The sequence below is a fragment of the Waterburya sp. genome (assembly GCF_058530065.1).
The window spans coordinates 1-19,591 of sequence record NZ_JBZNBU010000304.1 but is presented as its reverse complement, the minus strand read 5'-3'; the positions used below and the strand labels follow the sequence as shown (position 1 = coordinate 19,591).

The 19,591-nt window shown below is 40.6% G+C and carries 10 protein-coding genes and 1 pseudogene; 7 read left to right on the top strand and 4 right to left on the bottom strand.

The features are described 5' to 3' along the window. Positions 1-117: 117 nt before the first annotated feature. The 3 genes from gcvP to AC33VI_RS18230 all read right to left on the bottom strand — a co-directional run bounded on the left by gcvP (position 118) and on the right by AC33VI_RS18230 (position 4,813). Positions 118-3,051 (bottom strand): aminomethyl-transferring glycine dehydrogenase, encoded by a 2,934-nt coding sequence (gene gcvP / locus AC33VI_RS18240; RefSeq protein ID WP_491783687.1) that lies wholly within the window; start codon positions 3,049-3,051, stop codon positions 118-120. Between the two features lie 309 nt (positions 3,052-3,360). After that, positions 3,361-3,762, bottom strand: coding sequence for a glycine cleavage system protein GcvH (gene gcvH / locus AC33VI_RS18235; RefSeq protein WP_491783686.1), 402 nt, complete (start codon positions 3,760-3,762; stop codon positions 3,361-3,363). Positions 3,763-3,838: 76 nt separating this feature from the next. After that, positions 3,839-4,813, bottom strand: a complete 975-nt coding sequence (locus tag AC33VI_RS18230; RefSeq protein ID WP_491783685.1) for a phytanoyl-CoA dioxygenase family protein — start codon at positions 4,811-4,813, stop codon at positions 3,839-3,841. A gap of 148 nt (positions 4,814-4,961) precedes the next feature. Here AC33VI_RS18230 and speA point away from each other — a divergent pair, with 148 nt between their 5' ends. Beyond that, the gene (gene speA / locus AC33VI_RS18225; protein WP_491783684.1) at positions 4,962-6,935 is read left to right on the top strand and encodes a biosynthetic arginine decarboxylase; all 1,974 of its coding nucleotides are present in this window, start codon (positions 4,962-4,964) and stop codon (positions 6,933-6,935) included. A 59-nt stretch (positions 6,936-6,994) separates the two neighbouring features. On the opposite strand, the gene AC33VI_RS18220 is transcribed toward speA, so the two are convergent. Beyond that, positions 6,995-7,684 carry a hypothetical protein gene (locus AC33VI_RS18220; protein WP_491783683.1) on the bottom strand — a complete coding sequence of 230 codons (690 nt, stop codon included), beginning with the start codon at positions 7,682-7,684 and terminating at the stop codon, positions 6,995-6,997. A gap of 569 nt (positions 7,685-8,253) precedes the next feature. Between AC33VI_RS18220 and purL the strand changes: the two genes are divergently transcribed. From purL to AC33VI_RS18190, 6 genes and pseudogenes are all read left to right on the top strand, one after another. Further along, positions 8,254-10,575 (top strand): phosphoribosylformylglycinamidine synthase subunit PurL, encoded by a 2,322-nt coding sequence (purL, locus tag AC33VI_RS18215; RefSeq protein ID WP_491783682.1) that lies wholly within the window; start codon positions 8,254-8,256, stop codon positions 10,573-10,575. A gap of 170 nt (positions 10,576-10,745) precedes the next feature. After that, the gene (purF, locus tag AC33VI_RS18210; protein WP_491783681.1) at positions 10,746-12,233 is read left to right on the top strand and encodes an amidophosphoribosyltransferase; all 1,488 of its coding nucleotides are present in this window, start codon (positions 10,746-10,748) and stop codon (positions 12,231-12,233) included. Positions 12,234-12,687: 454 nt separating this feature from the next. Next, positions 12,688-14,712, top strand: coding sequence for an amylo-alpha-1,6-glucosidase (locus AC33VI_RS18205; RefSeq protein WP_491783680.1), 2,025 nt, complete (start codon positions 12,688-12,690; stop codon positions 14,710-14,712). Between the two features lie 112 nt (positions 14,713-14,824). Beyond that, positions 14,825-16,507, top strand: a complete 1,683-nt coding sequence (locus AC33VI_RS18200; RefSeq protein WP_491783679.1) for a glycoside hydrolase family 13 protein — start codon at positions 14,825-14,827, stop codon at positions 16,505-16,507. Between the two features lie 231 nt (positions 16,508-16,738). After that, the gene (locus AC33VI_RS18195; RefSeq protein ID WP_491783678.1) at positions 16,739-19,432 is read left to right on the top strand and encodes an MGH1-like glycoside hydrolase domain-containing protein; all 2,694 of its coding nucleotides are present in this window, start codon (positions 16,739-16,741) and stop codon (positions 19,430-19,432) included. Between the two features lie 9 nt (positions 19,433-19,441). Then, positions 19,442-19,591, top strand: a pseudogene (locus AC33VI_RS18190) (IS5/IS1182 family transposase); the annotation flags it as partial.

Below are 19,591 nucleotides of genomic sequence, written 5' to 3'. Positions count from 1 at the left end.
TGTATTTATCTACAAATATTTATTGACTATCGCTGTAACTAAGCCTGAGTTATTTAACTATTGAACCAAGTTTTTTAATCTGCATTAGATAGCAAAAATTAACTCTATCTAAATAAATCAAGTGTCCTGATAAGCTTCCATGCCCACACAAGAACAAACTAAATTGCGATCGCCATAAGCATTATTAATTCTACTTACAGGAGTCCAGTATTTATGTTCTTTTGTCCAGGGGGCGGGATAGGCTGCCTCTTCTCGACTGTAGGGACGTTCCCAATCCCCACAGATTAGAGATTCTGCGGTATGGGGAGCATTTTTTAAAGGATTATTACTAGGGTCTATTTCTCCATCGGCGATCGCTTGTGCTTCCTGATAGATAGCTAGCATGGCATCGCAGTAGCGGTCTAGTTGTTCTTTCGATTCGCTTTCTGTAGGTTCGATCATTACCGTACCAATGACAGGCCAAGATACTGTAGGAGCGTGGAAACCAAAATCCATCAGTCTTTTGGCTACATCGTCTACTTCTACTTTTGCTTGTTTCTTTAGAGGACGTAGATCGATGATACATTCGTGTGCCACAAAACCAGATTCTCCTTTAAATAATACAGAGTAACAAGGCTCTAGGCGTTTTGCCATGTAGTTGGCGTTGAGAATGGCGATCGCAGTGGCTTCTTTTAAACCTTCTGCCCCCATCATGGCAATATACATCCAAGAAATAACCAAAATGCTGGCACTACCCCAAGATGCAGCGGAAATTGCGCCGATAGGTCGAGCATCTTTAGGAGTAGTAGGAGTAACAGGAAGGAACGGTACTAAATGGGGCATAACCCCAATCGGGCCAACCCCTGGACCACCACCACCGTGAGGAATACAGAAGGTTTTATGCAAGTTGAGATGACAAACATCTGCCCCAAAGTCTCCAGGGCGACACAAGCCTACTTGAGCGTTCATATTCGCCCCATCCATGTATACCTGTCCGCCATATTGATGGACGATGGCACAAATATTTTTAATTTCTGCTTCAAATACCCCGTGAGTAGAGGGATAGGTAACCATTAATGCTGCTAAATTGCCTTGATGCTTTGCGGCTTTGGCTTGTAAATCTGCAAGATCGATATTGCCTTCGCGATCGCATTTAATTGCCACTACCTTCATCCCGCACATTACCGCACTGGCAGGATTTGTACCGTGTGCCGATTCGGGAATCAGACAGATGTTGCGATCGCCTTCTCCTCTGGATTGATGGTATTGGCGAATTACCTGTAACCCTGCATATTCTCCTTGAGATCCTGCATTGGGTTGCAAGGAAATACCAGCAAAGCCCGTAATCTCTCCCAGCCATTCTTCTAGTTCTTTAAATAGTTGTTGGTAGCCTTGGGCTTGTTCTAAAGGTGCGAAGGGATGGATATTGCCAAATTCCGACCAAGTTACGGGAATCATTTCCGCAGTAGCGTTTAACTTCATGGTGCAAGAACCCAAAGGAATCATGGAAGTTGTGAGAGAAAGGTCTTTAGATTCTAGTTGGTGGAGATAGCGCAGTAATTCGGTTTCAGAATGGTAACGATTGAAGACGGCATCGGTTAAATATGGGCTAGTACGTAAATACTGTTCGTTGATCGCCGATGGTTGATTATTGAGTAATTCTGCTACGTCAAAGGCTAATTCATCTTCCCCTGCAAAAATTTGCCAGAGTAAAATCAGATCTTCTTGGGTAGTGGTTTCGTCGAGGGAGATACCTACTGCCCGATCATCTAAATAGCGTAAATTAATTTTGCGATCGCCAGCTGCTTTAATAATCTCCGACGCGGTTTTATTTCCTGTTTCTACCCGAATAGTATCAAAGAAATTGTCATTAGCAATTGCATAACCCTGTAGCTTCAATCCTGCGGCTAAAGTCGCTGTCAGTCGATGAACCCTGGAGGCAATTTCTTTAATACCCGCAGCACCATGATAGACGACATACATCGATGCAATGACGGCTAACAAGACTTGTGCGGTACAAATATTACTGGTGGCTTTTTCCCGACGGATATGTTGTTCTCTAGTTTGCAATGCCAGACGCAAGGCGGGCTTGCCATTAACGTCTTTTGATACCCCAACGATTCTACCTGGAACTTGTCGTTGATATTTTTGCTTGGTGGCAAAATAAGCTGCATGAGGTCCACCATAACCGAGAGGTACGCCAAATCTTTGGGTGCTGCCGACGGCAATATCCGCTCCAAATTCTCCAGGGGGAGTTAGTAAAGCCAAACTCAAAATATCCGCAGCTACGGTAGCGAGAGCCTTTTCTTGATGGACGCGCTCGATAAACTGGCTGTAGTCGGCAATCGTGCCTTCTGTATTGGGATATTGCAGTAATGCGCCAAATATAGGAGTATTAAAGTCAAATTCAGCGTAATTGCCGATAATTACCTCAATATCTAAAGGTAGGGCGCGGGTTTTAATTACTTCAATGGTTTGAGGATGACAGTTAGCATCAACAAAGAAAGCCTGGGCTTTAGTTTTACATAAGCCATAACTCATACTCATGGCTTCGGCGGCTGCCGTACCTTCATCTAGCAAGGAAGAATTAGCAATTTCTAGCCCTGTTAGGTTAATAACTGTAGTTTGGAAGTTCAGCAATGCTTCGAGTCTTCCTTGAGCTATTTCTGCTTGATAGGGAGTGTAAGAAGTATACCAGCCAGGATTTTCTAAAACATTACGCAAAATGACGGGAGGGGTATGGCAATTGTAATAACCCATACCGATAAAAGAGCGAAAAACCTGATTTTGAGATGCGATCGCCTTGAGTCGGTTTAAAGCTGCAGATTCGTTTTGAGGGGCGGGTAACTTTAAAGGGCGATCCAGACTAATGGCTGGGGGAACGGTTTTTTCAATCAGTTCTTCTAAACTAGCTAGTCCCAAAACCCGTAACATTTCTGCTGCTTGCTGTCGATCTACCCCTATGTGGCGGTTGGCAAAAGACAGGGTATCTGCATTAGCAGAGTGGGAATGAGTGCCGTTTCCCTGAAAGTTTCGATTTTGCGACTCTACGGCAAAGTTCAAGTTAACCATATTAGCTAATAATATTGCTTGTTTGTAGTAAAAAAAGTGGCGCACCGCTTGTTATATTGACGCAACCACCCTACTGATTTATTTGTAATAAAGGTTAACAAATTTACCTAATAAAAGAAACCATTGTCAGAAATTAAAAGAGTTTTTAGTAGTTAGTAGGGGCGAACCGCCGTTCGCCCGTACGGTTTTTAGTTCAATTAATTGGTAGATTTTGAGGGCTTACCAGTGTCCAAAAACTAATAACTAATAACTAATAACTAACCGAAGGTTAAATACCGTTGTGGCTCATCCAATAAAACTAGTTTAATTTTAATCCTCAGACATTCCTTCCACTTGAGAACGATATTGGGCGGCAGAAAGAACATCTTCTAGTTCGTCATCGGGATTATCTATCTTCACTTTAATCAACCAACCCTCTCCATAGGGGTCTTCGGCTAAGGTTTCAGGAGCGTCCATTGCCGTTTCGTTGCGCTCGATAACTGTCCCCGATACTGGAGGATAGAGATCTTCTACTGCTTTTACCGATTCAATAGTGCCGATTGTTTCTCCTACTTCTACCGCATCTCCTACTTCTGGAAGTTCGAGAAAAACCACATCTCCTAATTGATCGAGCGCAAAAGCACTTACCCCAATTGTGGCGATTTCTCCATCAAAACGAACATATTCATGGGTATCTAGGTACTTTAAATCTTCTGGATAATCTATCTCCATTTTTCTTACCTCCATCGCGAGTAAAAACTAGTTTACAACAAGGATTCTAGATTCTCTAGATAACTTTGAATCTCTATTAAGAGTGTACGCTTGAAATACTGGATGCTAAATCGTGGTAACAGATACAGCCTTCAGCAAAATAATGACAAACTAAAGCATTGCGGGAAAGCTGCATATTTTTCCGAGGCGATCCTCCATGAATTAAATTGGAATGCCAAATTAAAACATCTCCTTTTTGGGCATAAAAATATTTGGCTTCGAGTTGGCGATCTTGGATGATTTTTTGCAATCCTGGTTCGTATTTTTGATGATAGGCTACATATCCTTGTTGTTGGAATTCATCTACAGTAATATCGGCTTCTTGGCTTAAAAAATGCGGGATACGATGGCTTTTGGGATAGTATACTAGAGGACCAGAATCGGGATCTATATCTTCAAACGCCGTCCAAGTGGCAGCTAAATAATCCATCGGATAGGTAGTCATGTGAATGGCATCGGAATGTTCTAATTGTTGCGAACCGTTATGCCCCGTAATGGTTTGAAAGGGCAAGCATTTTGCCCCCAGTAACATACTAATCAGGTTGGTAACTCTAGAATCCCTCAGCATAGCAGCTATTTTAGGTACTTGCAGATGGGTATTGAGATTTCTGCCAGGCAAACCATTCACATGACAATTTGGTTCGGGAGAAATTCTGCCCTCGGCGATCGCTCGATCGTATTCTGCCCAAGTGCTATCTAATGTGGCAGCATCAAATAAGCCTTTGATAATGATGTAGCCATCTTCGATCCATTTACGACACAATTCTGCATCTGCCAAGCTTAATTTGTTCTGTCTGACTAATTTTTCGACTAACTTATGGGCATCGGGACGATCTAACCAAGGAGTCGGTTCGTTTTGGGGAAAGTTTTCGCGGCGAAAAACTGATATTTGTCGATGATTGACGGGGATTTGGGGAATGACGGGGCTAGAGGGATGAAAAGTGCCTGAGTTTGGTTTGGGGCGACTGGAATTGAATTTGGGGAATTGAAAGGGATTGAAAATCTTGACCATCTAACTATCCACGATTATTACTTTGAGCTAATTCCCGTGTAATATAACCGAATTTGAGCAAATAAGTAATGACTGACTGCTCATTCTTAATCTTGGTAATTTGCTAATATTGTCTAGCTAACCAAAAAATCGCTACGTCAATTGCTTGATGGTCAACAGCCAATTTCAATCTAACTCCCAACCACAAAATGTAATAGTACAATCTTCTCTAAAGGGCGATCGAGATTCTTGGTGGACGATCGCCGATAGTGCCAAATTATATAACCTCGAAGGTTGGGGAGAACCCTATTTTAAAATTAACTCGCGGGGCAACTTAACCGTCTCTCCTCAGGGAGTAGGGGGAGATAGTTGGGATTTACTGGAATTGGTGGAATCTCTCAAAGCCCGTCAGATTAATCTTCCTCTCTTAATTAGATTTCCCGATATTTTGGCGGATCGCATGACAAGATTGCAAAACTGTATGGATCGAGCGATCGCTCGTTACGGCTATCAAGGAAAATATCGGGGAGTCTTTCCCATTAAATGCAATCAAAATCGTCATCTGATTGAAGCTGTAGTTAAACATGGTAAATCTTATGACTTTGGCTTGGAAGTAGGTTCAAAACCAGAATTAATTATTGCTTTGGCAAGTCTGGCAGCGGAGGGCGATCGCCAACCTTTACTTATTTGTAACGGCTATAAAGATCGGCAATATATAGAAACGGCTTTATTGGCAAGCAAGCTAGGTCAGAAGTCGATTATCGTTATCGAACAGCCCCAAGAATTAGATTTAATTTTAGCCATCAGTAGAGAATTAAACATTGCACCCATATTAGGAGTGCGTGCCAAACTAGATAGCAAAGGTGTCGGTAGATGGGGAACTTCTACAGGCGATCGCGCTAAATTTGGTTTGACGGTGGGGGAAATTTTACAGGTAGTCAGAAGTTTAGAAAATGTCGCTCGATTAGATTCCTTGCAGCTATTACATTTTCATATTGGTTCGCAAATTTCTGCCATTGGTGCGATTAAAAACGCTATTCGCGAAGCCAGCCAGATCTACGTGCAACTAGTCAAGTTGGGAGTAAATCTGCAATATCTTAATGTAGGAGGCGGTTTAGCTGTAGATTATGACGGTTCAAAAACCAATTGTCCCCCTTCTAAAAACTACAATATGCAGAACTATGCCAACGATATTGTGGCTCAAGTTAAAGATGCCTGCCAGCAAGGAAGAGTGAAAGAACCAACTTTGATTAGTGAAAGTGGTAGAGCGATCGCCGCCCATCAATCGGTACTAATTTTTGATGTTTTGGGGACGAGTAATATTCCTAACCCCGATGTTTCTCCTCCAGAGGAAAATGCACCTCTTGTGATGGAAAACTTTTGGCAAACCTATCAAGCGATCGATGAGACTAATTTCCAAGAAAGCTATCACGATGCCATCCAGTTCAAACAAGAAGCTTTGAGTTTGTTTAATTTTGGCTATTTAACTTTAGCCCAAAGAGCAAAGACAGAAGAACTATATTGGGCTTGCTGTCAAAAAATTGCTGCCATAATTAATAATCGCGATCGCATTCCCGACGACTTAGAAAATTTAGCCCAAACTATGGCACCGATTTACTATGTCAACCTTTCCATCTTTCAATCCGCACCCGATGCTTGGGCGATCGATCAACTATTTCCCATTATGCCCATTCACCGTCTCGAAGAACGACCAACAATTCCCGCCACTTTAGCCGATATTACTTGTGATAGCGATGGTAAAATAGACCGTTTTATCAATGCTAAAACAGCTAAATCTTTATTAGAATTACATCCTCTAGATAATGCTCGACCCTACTACTTAGGAATGTTTTTGGTAGGTGCTTATCAAGAAATTATGGGCAACCTACACAACCTGTTTGGAGATACCAATGTGGTGCATATTGAAATAGATAGCCAAGGCGATCGAGTTGAAACCATTATCTCTGGAGATACCATTCAAGAGGTTTTAGGTTACGTCCGATACGATGCCCCAGAACTACTAGCAACTATTCGCGATCGCACTGCCATAGCTCTACAAAATCGGACTATGACTTCAGAAGAAGTCGAAAAACTCGTACAAAATTATCTCAATACTTTGAGCAATTCTACTTATTTAAGTTAGTTATTAGTTATTAGTTTAAAATTGCCCTCACTCCCTTCACTGCTCTAACTGCAATAATTTTATTCTTGGATTGCGTCGAGAATTTCATCGGAAGAAGGATGATAGTTTGGTTCTGACAGTTGAATATTTTCCTTCCAAATATAATAAACCTGCTCGAAAGTCCCATCGTGATGACTCCAAGAACCAGTATAGTCTTTAAAATTAAGCTTCACTAATAACCATTCTTGTTCGGGAGAATCTAACGGTTTAGTGGTGAAAATAAATCCTGCTTCATTCTCTTGATATTCATATAATTCTAAAGAGTATAAAGATCCTTGCCAGCCATATTCTCCCGATATGGTAGCTTCTATGGCAGCTTTTTCTGTATCGTTTTTGGGTGTAAAAATAAAAGCTTCTTGGGGCTGACTCGAATGAATCATCGGACACCAGTTAAACTTTTCTAGCATGAAATCTGATAACTTTCTTAAGGCTTTTTTATCAGTAGTCATCAACCATACTCGATCGCTCAACTGATTGCTAATCGTCCATTTAATTTGATTCTTAAATTTATAAGCTACAGCAGCAAAAGCATTATCATCTGCTAGTTTTCGATCTACTCCTACGTATCCTTCTTGTAATAATTCGTCGATGCTTTTCTGAGAAGGAAAAGGATGTTTATAGGAAAAATCATAATACTTTGGTCTGGGATAAAGATATAGATTACTTGGTAGATCCCGATGCTTTAAGTCGATAAATTGGTTATTTTTCATAATTAATCTCACCCTCCAAAGAATATATAGTTATTGTTCCCCAAAAAAAGTTCTAAATGTACAATTATGACTTTCAAATCCCCAAAGGTCTGATATGATTACCTTTGGGTTTACTAGTACTCTAACCAGTAAAATGTCATATAGATATTTGGATAAAAATGTCTTTTACTATAGAAGATAAAAGCATTTGAAGAATTTAAAATATTATATTTTGCATTTAATAAAAATATTTATTTAAAGGCAACCAATATAATTACTGTCAAATTATTTATCTATAGATTATTTTTCATTTTCTCATTAAATGTAACTTTTAGTTTGGTTGGTTAAATATTTATAATTAGATCTTTTCTGATGATGCTTTCAAACCTATAAATACCAAAGACTTTATAAGTTTAATAATTTTTTAATTTTATTATTTTTCGCTCCCGAGAAGATCGGGCTGAATTGGCTTGCTAATAACCCGTCAATCGCCAAAATAAAACCGTGGTAATCTAACCCCCCAAAAAAACATCATCGATCTACTCAAGAACTCGATACAATTAACGCTGTATATTAATTTCTAGTTACTTATGTCTGAAATTGGGTCTACTCCTTTTAGTACCGCAGAAATCGCAGCTGAAGGTATTAAGCCAGAAGAATACCAAGAAATTGTCAATCGTTTAGGTCGCCATCCCAACAAAGCAGAATTAGGAATGTTTGGGGTAATGTGGTCGGAACATTGTTGTTATAAAAATTCTCGTCCTTTATTAAGTCAATTTCCAACAACGGGAAAAAGAGTTTTAGTAGGCCCTGGAGAAAATGCAGGGGTAGTAGATTTGGGTAATGGTTTGCGCTTGGCGTTTAAAATTGAATCTCACAATCACCCTTCAGCAGTAGAACCTTTTCAAGGGGCAGCAACAGGAGTAGGAGGGATTTTAAGAGATATTTTCACTATGGGGGCGCGTCCCATTGCAATTCTCAATTCTCTACGCTTTGGTAACTTAGAAGATGCCCGTACCAAACGCATTTTTCAGGGAGTAGTAGAAGGTATCTCCCATTACGGCAATTGCATTGGCGTACCTACAGTAGCAGGAGAAGTATATTTCGATCGCGCCTATACGGGCAATCCTTTGGTTAATGCGATGGCTTTGGGTTTAATGGAAACTGAAGAAATCGTCAAATCTGGCGCGTCTGGTATTGGTAACCCCGTCTTGTATGTGGGTTCGACTACGGGGAGAGATGGCATGGGAGGGGCTAGTTTTGCTAGTTCCGAACTGACTGACGATTCCATGGACGACCGCCCTGCGGTACAGGTGGGCGATCCTTTTTTAGAAAAATCCCTAGTAGAAGCTTGTTTAGAAGCGTTTAAAACTGGGGCAGTAGTAGCAGCCCAAGACATGGGGGCGGCTGGGCTGACTTGTTCTACTTCCGAGATGGCAGATAAAGGAGGAGTGGGTATCGAACTAGATTTAGATAAAATACCTGCCAGAGAGACAGGAATGACTCCCTATGAATATCTCTTGTCCGAATCTCAAGAAAGAATGCTGTTTGTAGCAGAAAAGGGCAGAGAACAAGAACTGATCGATATCTTCCACAAATGGGAACTTCAGGCAGTAGTAGCAGGTTCGGTAATTGAAGAACCAGTAGTGAGGATTTTATATCAAGGAAAAATAGCAGCAGAAGTTACCGCCACTGCTTTAGCCGACGACACTCCTATCTATAAACGAGAACTACTAAAAGAACCACCAGCCTATGCTAAAAAAGCAGCCCAATGGACGGCAGACAATTTACCTGGCTGTGACTATCAAGGCATAGATGTCAAGGGTACTTATAAAACCTGGAATGAAATCCTCTTACAGCTTTTAGATACTCCTACCATTGCTTCTAAAAAATGGATTTACAATCAATACGACCATCAGGTACAAAACAATACCGTTCTTTTCCCTGGAGGGGCTGATGCAGCAGTAATTAGGGTACGCCCCATCGATGCTAAACCCGAAGACTGTACTACTGGTGTGGCAGCAACCACCGACTGTAATCCCCGTTATGTTTATTTAGATCCCTATGAAGGGGCAAAAGCAGCCGTGGCAGAAGCAGCCCGCAACCTAAGCTGTGTGGGTGCTGAACCGATCGCAGTCACAGATAATCTTAATTTTGGTAGTCCAGAAAAACCCGTTGGCTATTGGCAATTAGCTAATGCTTGTTTGGGAGTTGCCGATGCTTGCCGAGAAATGTCAACCCCCGTAACTGGAGGCAATGTCTCTCTCTATAACGAAACCTTAGATTCTGATGGCAATCCTCAGCCGATTTATCCCACTCCCGTCATTGGCATGGTGGGTTTAGTTCCCGATATTGCTAAAATTTGCGGGCAATCTTGGACAAAAGAAGGGCATATTATCTATCTTTTAGGTAGTAGTTCTCCTACCTTAGGCGGTTCGGAATATCTGGCAGCCGTCCACGATACGGTGGCAGGAAAACCCCCTGTAGTGGATTTTGAACTAGAGAAAGAAGTCCAGGCTGTATGTCGTCATGGTATTCGTCAAAGATGGATCGAATCTGCCCACGATCTAGCCGAAGGAGGATTAGCTGTAGCCCTAGCCGAAGCTTGTATTGGTAATAGTTTGGGGGCGACGATCGATATTCCTGTTACCGATAGCCAAAGACTAGACGAACTGTTGTTCGGAGAAGTCACCAGTCAGATCGTGGTATCCGTCGAACCCAGTGTCATAAATGAATGGGAAGCTTATTTACAAGAACAGTTAGGGAATTCTTGGCTTAAAATAGGGACGGTGACTGATGCTCGATCGGGACTGAAAATTTTAACCAATGATAATCTTTCGTTAATTAATGTTAAGATTGGGGAGCTAGTAGAAACCTGGAGTCAGGCGATTGAAACGAGATTGAAATCTTAGTTTTGTCAAGCTACCCTGGGCGATTGTTGGTTGAATATATCTAGTTTTAGATGTGTTTAATTCGCGATCGCGACCTAATCAATAATTCGATATTGGACAGCAATAATAAAACCCAAGCGGTTACTGTAATTTCCGTAGTTATTACCGCAAGGTAGGAGCAAGCCAAGAATATGATGCCACAAAAATACCCCAATCGCACCGAGGATCTTCTTATAGATCGCCCTGATAAACCAGAAGAAGCCTGTGGTGTTTTTGGGGTATACGCTCCCGAAAGAGCCTTAGAAGTAGCAAAACTGACTTATTTTGGTCTTTACGCCCTCCAACATCGAGGGCAAGAGTCGGCTGGGATAGCTACTTTAAAAAATGGCGAAATCTACTGTCATAAAGACATGGGTTTAGTCTCTCAAGTATTTAACGAAGAGATTCTCGAACAGCTACCTGGAGAAATCGCCGTCGGTCATACCCGCTACTCCACAACGGGTTCGAGTCTTAAAGAAAACGCCCAACCAGTAGTTTTAAAGACTCGTTTGGGTACTTTGGCTTTGGCTCATAATGGCAATTTGGTTAATACTGTAGAATTGAGAAAACATCTCAGCGATCGTCAAGCTGATTTTATTACTTCGACTGATTCGGAAATGATTGCCTTAACTATTGCCGATGAAGTAGGGAAGGGGAAAGATTGGATTGAAGGAGCGACTAGTGCTTTCAAACTCTGTACGGGGGCTTATAGTTTAACTATTGCTACTCCTGACGGTTTGATTGGGGCGCGCGATCGTAACGGCATTCGCCCTTTGGTAATTGGAATTTTAAAAGGTGAATCAGGAGAAAAAGACAGGTATATTTTGTCTTCAGAAACCTGCGGTTTAGATATTATTGGCGCGGAATACATCCGAGATGTTTTGCCTGGCGAATTGGTTTGGATAGACGAATCAGGATTAAAATCAGTAAAATGGGCGGAAAAAGTAGAGAAAAAGCTTTGCGTCTTTGAAATGATCTATTTTGCTCGTCCCGATAGCATTATGCACGACGAAACTTTGTATAACTATCGCATTCGCTTGGGCAGACAACTAGCTAGGGAATCTTTAGTAGAAGCAGATTTGGTAATTGGCGTACCCGACTCTGGTATTCCTGCGGCGATCGGTTTTTCCCGAGAATCTGGTATTCCCTACGGAGAAGGATTGATTAAAAATCGTTATGTAGGTCGTACTTTTATTCAGCCTACCCAAAGTATGCGCGAAGCTGGCATTCGCATGAAGTTAAATACCCTCAAAGATGCTTTACAGGGTAAAAGAATTATTATTGTTGACGATTCTATTGTACGGGGAACAACCAGCAAGAAAATTGTTAAAGCACTCCGAGATGCGGGGGCAACAGAAGTTCACATGAGAATTTCTTCTCCTCCCGTAACCCATCCTTGTTTTTACGGTATTGATACTGACAATCAAGACCAGTTAATTGCTGCTACTAAATCGGTTGAAGAAATTGAAGCGAGAATTGAGGTAGATACTCTATCGTATTTGACTTGGGAAGGTATGTTAGAAGCAACTCAAGAGAATACCAATCATTTTTGTTCTGCTTGCTTTACTGGCGACTACCCCGTTTCTATCCCCGAAGATGTTAAGCGTTCTAAGTTGATTTTAGAAGAAACTAAGGTCTAGATGCGCTTGATGTAAGCTTACCCCGCCATAGAACGGACGGGGCTTTCGCCACCTTACAAGGGTAGACTTTTTACATTTGACTGTTTTGGGTGATATTATCCCGCTTGACGGGACTTGGGGACAAGAAGACTAAGAGATATTATCCCGCTTGACGGGACTGGGAGAAATATTTTGCCAATTATCGTATATTTGGACACAATTTTTTGCTCTTTTAATACGTAATGAAAGTGCTGACTCACTGCTTTGTTAAAAACCTACCCTTGTGAGACAGGGTGTCGGGGTGCTACTACTCACTACTCAATACTCACTACTCAATACTCAATACTCACTACTCACTACTCTGCGATCGCACCACATAGAAAGTTTTACTTGACATTCAAGACAATCGCTTTTGGGATGCGGGATCTCGAATCTACTTGCTACTCAAAAACAAATACCTAGCGAATAAAAGAAAATGAATATACGGTTTGGTCGAGAAATTTGCGGTAATTTAGCAACAGCAGAAAGTCGTGAATGGTTAGTAACCAATGGGATTGGTGGTTTTGCTTCGGGTACGGTATCGGGATTATTGACTCGCAGCTATCACGGTATGTTGTTGGCAACTCTTCAGCCGCCCGTAGATATAACTTTGATGTTAACTAAGCTGGATGAAACTATTATTTATGATGGTAATTCTTATCCTCTACATACCAATCGTTGGGCAGATAGCAGCGTTAATCCTCAAGGTTACAAAAATATCGAAAGTTTTTATCTAGATGGGACAACACCTGTTTGGGTATATGCTTGCGCCGATGCCTTAATTGAGAAGCGAGTCTGGATGCAGCAAGGAGATAATACTACTTATATTCAATATAAAATGCTGCGGGGTAGTTTGCCTCTATCCCTTTCTCTTAAGGCTTTAGTCAATTATCGCGATCGCCATTCTACTACTAATAGCAAAGATATTTTTTATGAAGTAATCAATTGCGATCGCGGATTGGAAATTAAAGCATTTCCTAATACTTCCAACTTATATCTGTCTGGAGTAAAAGATAAAGAGATAATTCCTTGGCAAGTTAAGCATGAATGGTACAAAGGTTTTGCTTTAGCTGTAGAAGAGTATCGCGGTTTGAATCATGTTGAAGATCATTTATGTGCGGGAAATTGCAGCGTCGATCTTGAGTTGGGAGAATCGGTAATTATTGTTGCTAGTGCTGAAGATTGGGGGGGGTGGAGACGGGGAGACGGGGAGAATGGGAGATATTATCCCGCGAAGACGGGACGGGGAGACGGGGAGTTAATCGATCTTTTTTATTCTCAAAATCAACTAAATGCTGTACCCAGTTGGATCGAACAATTAGTATTAGCCGCCGACCAATTTATTGTCGATCGCCCTTTGGCAGATGTTCCCGAAGGTAAAACGATTATTGCTGGTTATCCTTGGTTTAGCGATTGGGGAAGGGATACGATGATTAGTTTACCAGGATTGACTTTGACTACTGGTCGTTTTGAAGTGGCAAGGGTTATTCTGCAAACCTTTGCTAAATATATCGACAAGGGAATGCTGCCCAATGTATTTCCCGATCGCGGTAAAATTCCAGAATATAATACTGTGGATGCTAGTCTGTGGTATTTTGAAGCAATTCGCGATTATTACGCCCATACCCAAGATAAACAGCTATTGATTGAGTTATATCCTGCTTTAGTCGAGATTATAGACTGGCATCGTCGGAGAACTAGGTACAATATTCATCTTGATAATGATGGCTTGATTTATGCAGGAGAAGAGGGAGTTCAACTAACCTGGATGGATGCCAAAGTAGGGGATTGGGTAGTTACCCCGCGTATTGGTAAGCCTGTGGAGATCAATGCCCTATGGTATAACGCTTTGGTTATTATGTCGCAGTTTGCTCAGGATTTGGGTCAAGCGGAGACGGAATATTTAGACATGGCAGCTAATACGAAAAAGGGTTTTCAGCGTTTTTGGAATGGGGATTTAAACTATTGCTATGATGTATTAGATACTCCCGATGGCAACGATAATTCTCTACGTCCCAATCAGATTTTTGCCGTATCTTTGCCAGTCGATCTTTTACAGCATTCGCCCCTACTGGATGACCAACAACAAAAACAGGTAGTGGATATTGTTGCGCGACATTTATTGACTTCTCACGGATTGCGATCGCTTTCTCCCGAACATCCCGACTATGTTCCTATTTATGGTGGAAATCCTCTACAAAGAGATGGTGCTTATCATCAGGGTACAGTCTGGGGTTGGTTAATCGGTCATTTTATTCAAGCCCATCTCAAAGTCTATGGCGATCCAGAAATCTGTAAGTCTTTTCTCGAACCAATGAAAAACCATCTTACGGGAGGTTGTGTGGGTAGCTTGAGTGAAATTTTTGATGGGAATAGACCGTTTATTTCTAGAGGGGCATTTGCCCAAGCATGGACGGTGGCTGAAGTGCTGCGAGGGTGGTTGATGATAAGTAATAAGTAATAAGTAATAAGTAATAAGTAATAAATCAATATATTTTTTTATGTGTATCTATTTTTATGGCTAAAGCAGAAAAATCTTTAATAAAGAATATAGTAATCAGGAGCTACGGTCTATGACGATAAATATTAAAAATAATGCCCAAAAATGGTGGCAAAGTGGCGTAATTTATCAAATATATCCTTTAACTTTTGCTGATGGAAATGGTGATGGCACTGGAGATCTTCAAGGGATTATTCAGAAATTAGATTATTTGAATGATGGAAATCCTGATAGCGAGACTTCATTAGGAATAGATGCGATCTGGCTTTCTCCGATTAATGATTCGCCAATGATTGATAATGGTTATGATGTCAGTAATTACTATGAAATTTGTCCTATCTTTGGTACATTATCCGACTTTGAAACTTTAATAGAAGAAGCCCATAAAAGAAATATTAAAATTATCTTAGATTTAGTTATTAATCACACTTCCAATCAACATAGTTGGTTTATTGAATCTAGTTCGAGTAAAGATAATCCTAAAAGTGACTGGTATCATTGGCAAGATCCCGAACCAAATGGAGAAGTTCCTAATAATTGGTTATCTTATTTTGGCGGTACTGCCTGGACTTTTTGTGAGGCACGGGAACAGTATTATTATCATGCTTTTAATGAAAATCAACCTGATATTAATTGGGCAAATCCTGAAGTTAGAAAAGCTATTTATGACATGATTCGTTTTTGGCTCGACAAAGGAGTTGATGGATTTAGATTGGATGCTTCTAGTGTTTTTAGTAAAGATAAATATTATCGCTACAATCCTATTAAATTTGGCACGACAGATAAAAATAACTACAACAATCAGGAGCATTTATACGATAAAAATTTACCCGAAAATCATCAAATTATTAAAGAAATTAGAAAGATTGTTGATGAGTACGACGATCGGGTTTTAATTGGCGAAACTTTTATTGATAGTCGCTTGTATGATTCGATTATTTTCTATGGTATTGATAATGACGAGTTACACTTACCTTTTGCGTTTGAATTTCCTTTTAGTCCTTGGTATCCTGGCTATCTACAAAGAGAAATTGAGAAAAAAGAACTAATAACACCTAAAGGTGCTTGTCCTACTTACTTTTTAGATAATCACGATATTCCCCGACATTTATCTCGTTGGGTTGAATGTAGCCTCTGCACTAATCCAGATGCGATCGCTAAAGCTGCTGCTACTTTGCTATTAACTGTCAGAGGAACTCCGATCATGTATTATGGGCAGGAGATTGGCATGGTCGATCTAGTAGAGATCCCAGAAGAAAAAATGCGCGATCGCGCCACCGTAAAAAGCGAAACAGGAGAATTACCTCCCCCACGAGATGGTTGCAGAACTCCCATGCAGTGGGATACCTCAGTTAATGCGGGGTTTAGTTTTGGCAAAGATGTCGAACCCTGGTTGCCCGTAAATGAGAACTATAAAGAAGTAAATGTAGCAGATGAATTAACAGATAAAGATTCAATTATCAACTTTTATCGCCAGCTAATTAAACTCAAAAGAAATAGTCCAGCTTTGTGTCATGGAAGTTGGAAAACTTTGATTCATTATCCCTACGAACATTTAGCTTATACTCGCCAAACTACTGACGAAAAAATTCTCATTATTATCAATTTCTCTTATGAAAAAGAATTCACGGTAGATGAATATATCGAACCCGAAAACTGGGAAGTATTACTATCAAATATTCTGGAAACAGGAAAAATAATCGATCTACCTGCAACCCTGCAACCGTTTGAAATCACAATTCTTAAGAAGGAGTAATGAGTAGTGAGTAATGAGTAATAAGTAATGAGTAATGAGTAGTGAGTAATAAGTAATGAGTAATAAGTAATGAGTAATAAGTAATGAGTAATAAGTAACGATCTCATCACCAACCACTAAGACCAATTTTCTAAAATGACGCTATAAATCTATTCCTACTCCCCTACTTCCTAAACCATCTGTAGTCAATTTAAAAAGAAAAGGTATAACCACTAACCACCAACCAAAACCATGTCTCAAGAATCGGAACGTTTACAACATAAAGAATGGAAAAACTGGGGACCTTACCTCAGTGAAAGACAGTGGGGAACAGTTAGAGAAGATTACAGTGAATATGGCGAAGCTTGGGACTTTTTGACTCACGATCGCGCAAGATCTCAAGCTTATCGTTGGGGAGAGGATGGAATTGCAGGAATTAGTGACAGCCAGCAGAATTTATGTTTTGCGATCGCCCTGTGGAACGACCAAGATCCAATTTTAAAGGAGAGATTGTTTGGTTTGACGGGAAATCAGGGCAATCATGGAGAAGATGTCAAGGAATACTATTTTTACCTCGATAGTACGCCCACTCACTCTTATATGAAATGTTTGTATAAGTATCCCCAGGCTGCTTATCCATATCAATTATTAGAACAAGAAAATCAAAAGCGATCGCGTCACGAGTTGGAATATGAATTGTTAGATACTGGTGTTTTTGACAATAATAATTATTTTGATATCTTTGTGGAATATGCCAAAAATACCCCCGAAGATATCGTAATTCAAATCACAGCTATCAATCGCGGTACAGAAACTAAACCTCTGCATATATTACCTACTCTTTGGTTTCGCAATACTTGGTCATGGAAAGAAAATGCAGTCAAACCCCGTTTGAAAGTTTACGATTGCAATCAGAGATTCAGTATCATAGAAGCCAGACTAGAAGGAAAAGACAGCTATTATTTATATTGCGATCTTGGACGAGGAGATCGAGATAATGCTCCGCTACTTTTTACCGAAAATGAAACTAATTACCAACGTTTATTTAACAGTGAAAACAGTTCTCCCTATGTTAAAGATGGGATTAACAATTATGTAGTTAATGGTGATAAGGATGCGGTCAATTTCTCTCAATATTCGGGAACTAAGTTCGCTCCCCATTATGTACTCAACCTAGCGGCTGGAGAGACCAAAGTAATTAAACTACGTCTAACTGATATCAGAGATATGTCGAACCCTTTCGATCAAAAACATGACAGCGTTTTACAAGCCAGAAAACAAGAAGCAGACGAATTCTATCAGCAGCTAACTCCGTTTAATCTCAGTCAAGCAGAACGCAACATCCAGCGACAGGCATTTGCAGGAATGCTTTGGAGTAAGCAATATTATTATTATTGCGTTGAAGAATGGCTTCAAGGAGATCCGAATAATCCTCCCCCTCCACAAGCTAGAAAAAAAGGGAGAAACCATCAATGGAAGCATTTAGATAATGCGGAAATAATTTCGATGCCCGATAAATGGGAATATCCTTGGTACGCTGCTTGGGATCTAGCTTTTCATGCTTTACCCTTGGCATTAGTCGATCCAGAATTTGCTAAAGAACAACTAGATATCATGACTCGCGAGTGGTATATGCACCCCAACGGGCAACTTCCCGCCTATGAATGGGCGTTTGGCGATGTTAACCCACCCGTTCATGCTTGGGCGACTTGGCGAGTATATAAAATTGAGGAAAAACAGACAGGAAAAGGCGATCGCATTTTTCTAGAAAGAGTTTTTCAAAAACTGTTACTCAACTTTACTTGGTGGGTAAATCGTAAAGATGCGGGCGGAAACAATGTCTTTGAAGGGGGTTTTCTCGGTTTGGATAATATTGGAGTATTCGATCGCAGTTCTCCTCTGCCCACAGGAGGATATATCGAACAGGCTGACGGTACTAGCTGGATGGCAATGTACTCCCTTAATATGCTAACTATCGCCTTAGAATTAGCTAAAGAAAATCCCGTCTATGAAGACATGGCGACTAAATTCTTCGAGCATTTTATCTATATTGCCGATGCTATGACTCATATTGGCGATGAAGCCACGCAACTATGGGATAAGGAAGATGGTTTCTTTTATGATGTGCTGCATCTTCCCGACGACAGTAGAGCGCGCCTAAAAGTGCGATCAATGGTCGGTTTAATTCCCCTATTTGCCGTAACTACCCTCGAACCAGATTTACTCCAACGTTTGCCTAACTTTAAACAAAGACTAGAGTGGTTTATTAATAATCGTCCCAAACTTAAACGAAATGTCGCCTGTATGGAGTCCGAAGGGGTAGGTGCAAGACGGATGCTAGCACTATGTTACGCAACTATAGATCGCTTTGAATCGAACGATAGACTGAGACAAATTCTAGCCAAGTTGTTAGATGAAAACGAATTTTTCAGCGATTATGGCATTCGGGCATTATCTAAATATCACGATCGACATCCCTATACTTTTTATGTTAATGGTGAAGCCCACAGGGTAAACTACGAACCAGCCGAGTCTTCCAGTGGCTTATTTGGGGGGAATTCTAATTGGCGAGGACCTATTTGGTTTCCTGTAAATTACTTATTAATCGAATCCTTGCAAAAATTCCATTACTACTTGGGAGATGATTTTAAAGTCGAATGCCCTACAGGTTCTGGTAACTGGCTCAATTTATGGGAAGTAGCCAACGAAATTTCTCGCCGACTGACACAAATTTTCTTACCTAATAATTCCTCAAAACGCCCTTTATATGGCAATATCGAACAATTTCAAAACGATCCTCATTGGCAAGATTTAATTCTCTTTCATGAATATTTTCATGGCGACAATGGTGCGGGAATTGGCGCATCTCACCAAACAGGTTGGACGGGTTTGATTGCCAAATTAATTCAGCAGCAAGCTGAAAGAGGAAAAAGTAATAAAAACTAGGGGAAGTTTGAGTTCGGGACGAAACTTTCGGTGAGTTACATTGATGGCTACTGTTTTCTCGATCGTTTAAGCTGGAATAATTTCAATGAATCTCAAGACCTTCAATTACAAGTAGAGAAGTATAAGCATCGATTTGGTTGCTATCCTGAGTCGCTTCAT

Excerpts from the sequence above, each read along its gene's own strand:
- gcvP (WP_491783687.1), bottom strand. The coding sequence starts at position 3,051 with ATGGTTAACTTGAACTTTGCCGTAGAGTCGCAAAATCGAAACTTTCAG.
- speA (WP_491783684.1), top strand. The coding sequence starts at position 4,962 with ATGGTCAACAGCCAATTTCAATCTAACTCCCAACCACAAAATGTAATA.
- purL (WP_491783682.1), top strand. The coding sequence starts at position 8,254 with ATGTCTGAAATTGGGTCTACTCCTTTTAGTACCGCAGAAATCGCAGCT.
- AC33VI_RS18205 (WP_491783680.1), top strand. The coding sequence starts at position 12,688 with ATGAATATACGGTTTGGTCGAGAAATTTGCGGTAATTTAGCAACAGCA.
- AC33VI_RS18200 (WP_491783679.1), top strand. The coding sequence starts at position 14,825 with ATGACGATAAATATTAAAAATAATGCCCAAAAATGGTGGCAAAGTGGC.
- AC33VI_RS18230 (WP_491783685.1), bottom strand. The coding sequence starts at position 4,813 with ATGGTCAAGATTTTCAATCCCTTTCAATTCCCCAAATTCAATTCCAGT.
- AC33VI_RS18195 (WP_491783678.1), top strand. The coding sequence starts at position 16,739 with ATGTCTCAAGAATCGGAACGTTTACAACATAAAGAATGGAAAAACTGG.
- AC33VI_RS18220 (WP_491783683.1), bottom strand. The coding sequence starts at position 7,684 with ATGAAAAATAACCAATTTATCGACTTAAAGCATCGGGATCTACCAAGT.
- gcvH (WP_491783686.1), bottom strand. The coding sequence starts at position 3,762 with ATGGAGATAGATTATCCAGAAGATTTAAAGTACCTAGATACCCATGAA.
- purF (WP_491783681.1), top strand. The coding sequence starts at position 10,746 with ATGATGCCACAAAAATACCCCAATCGCACCGAGGATCTTCTTATAGAT.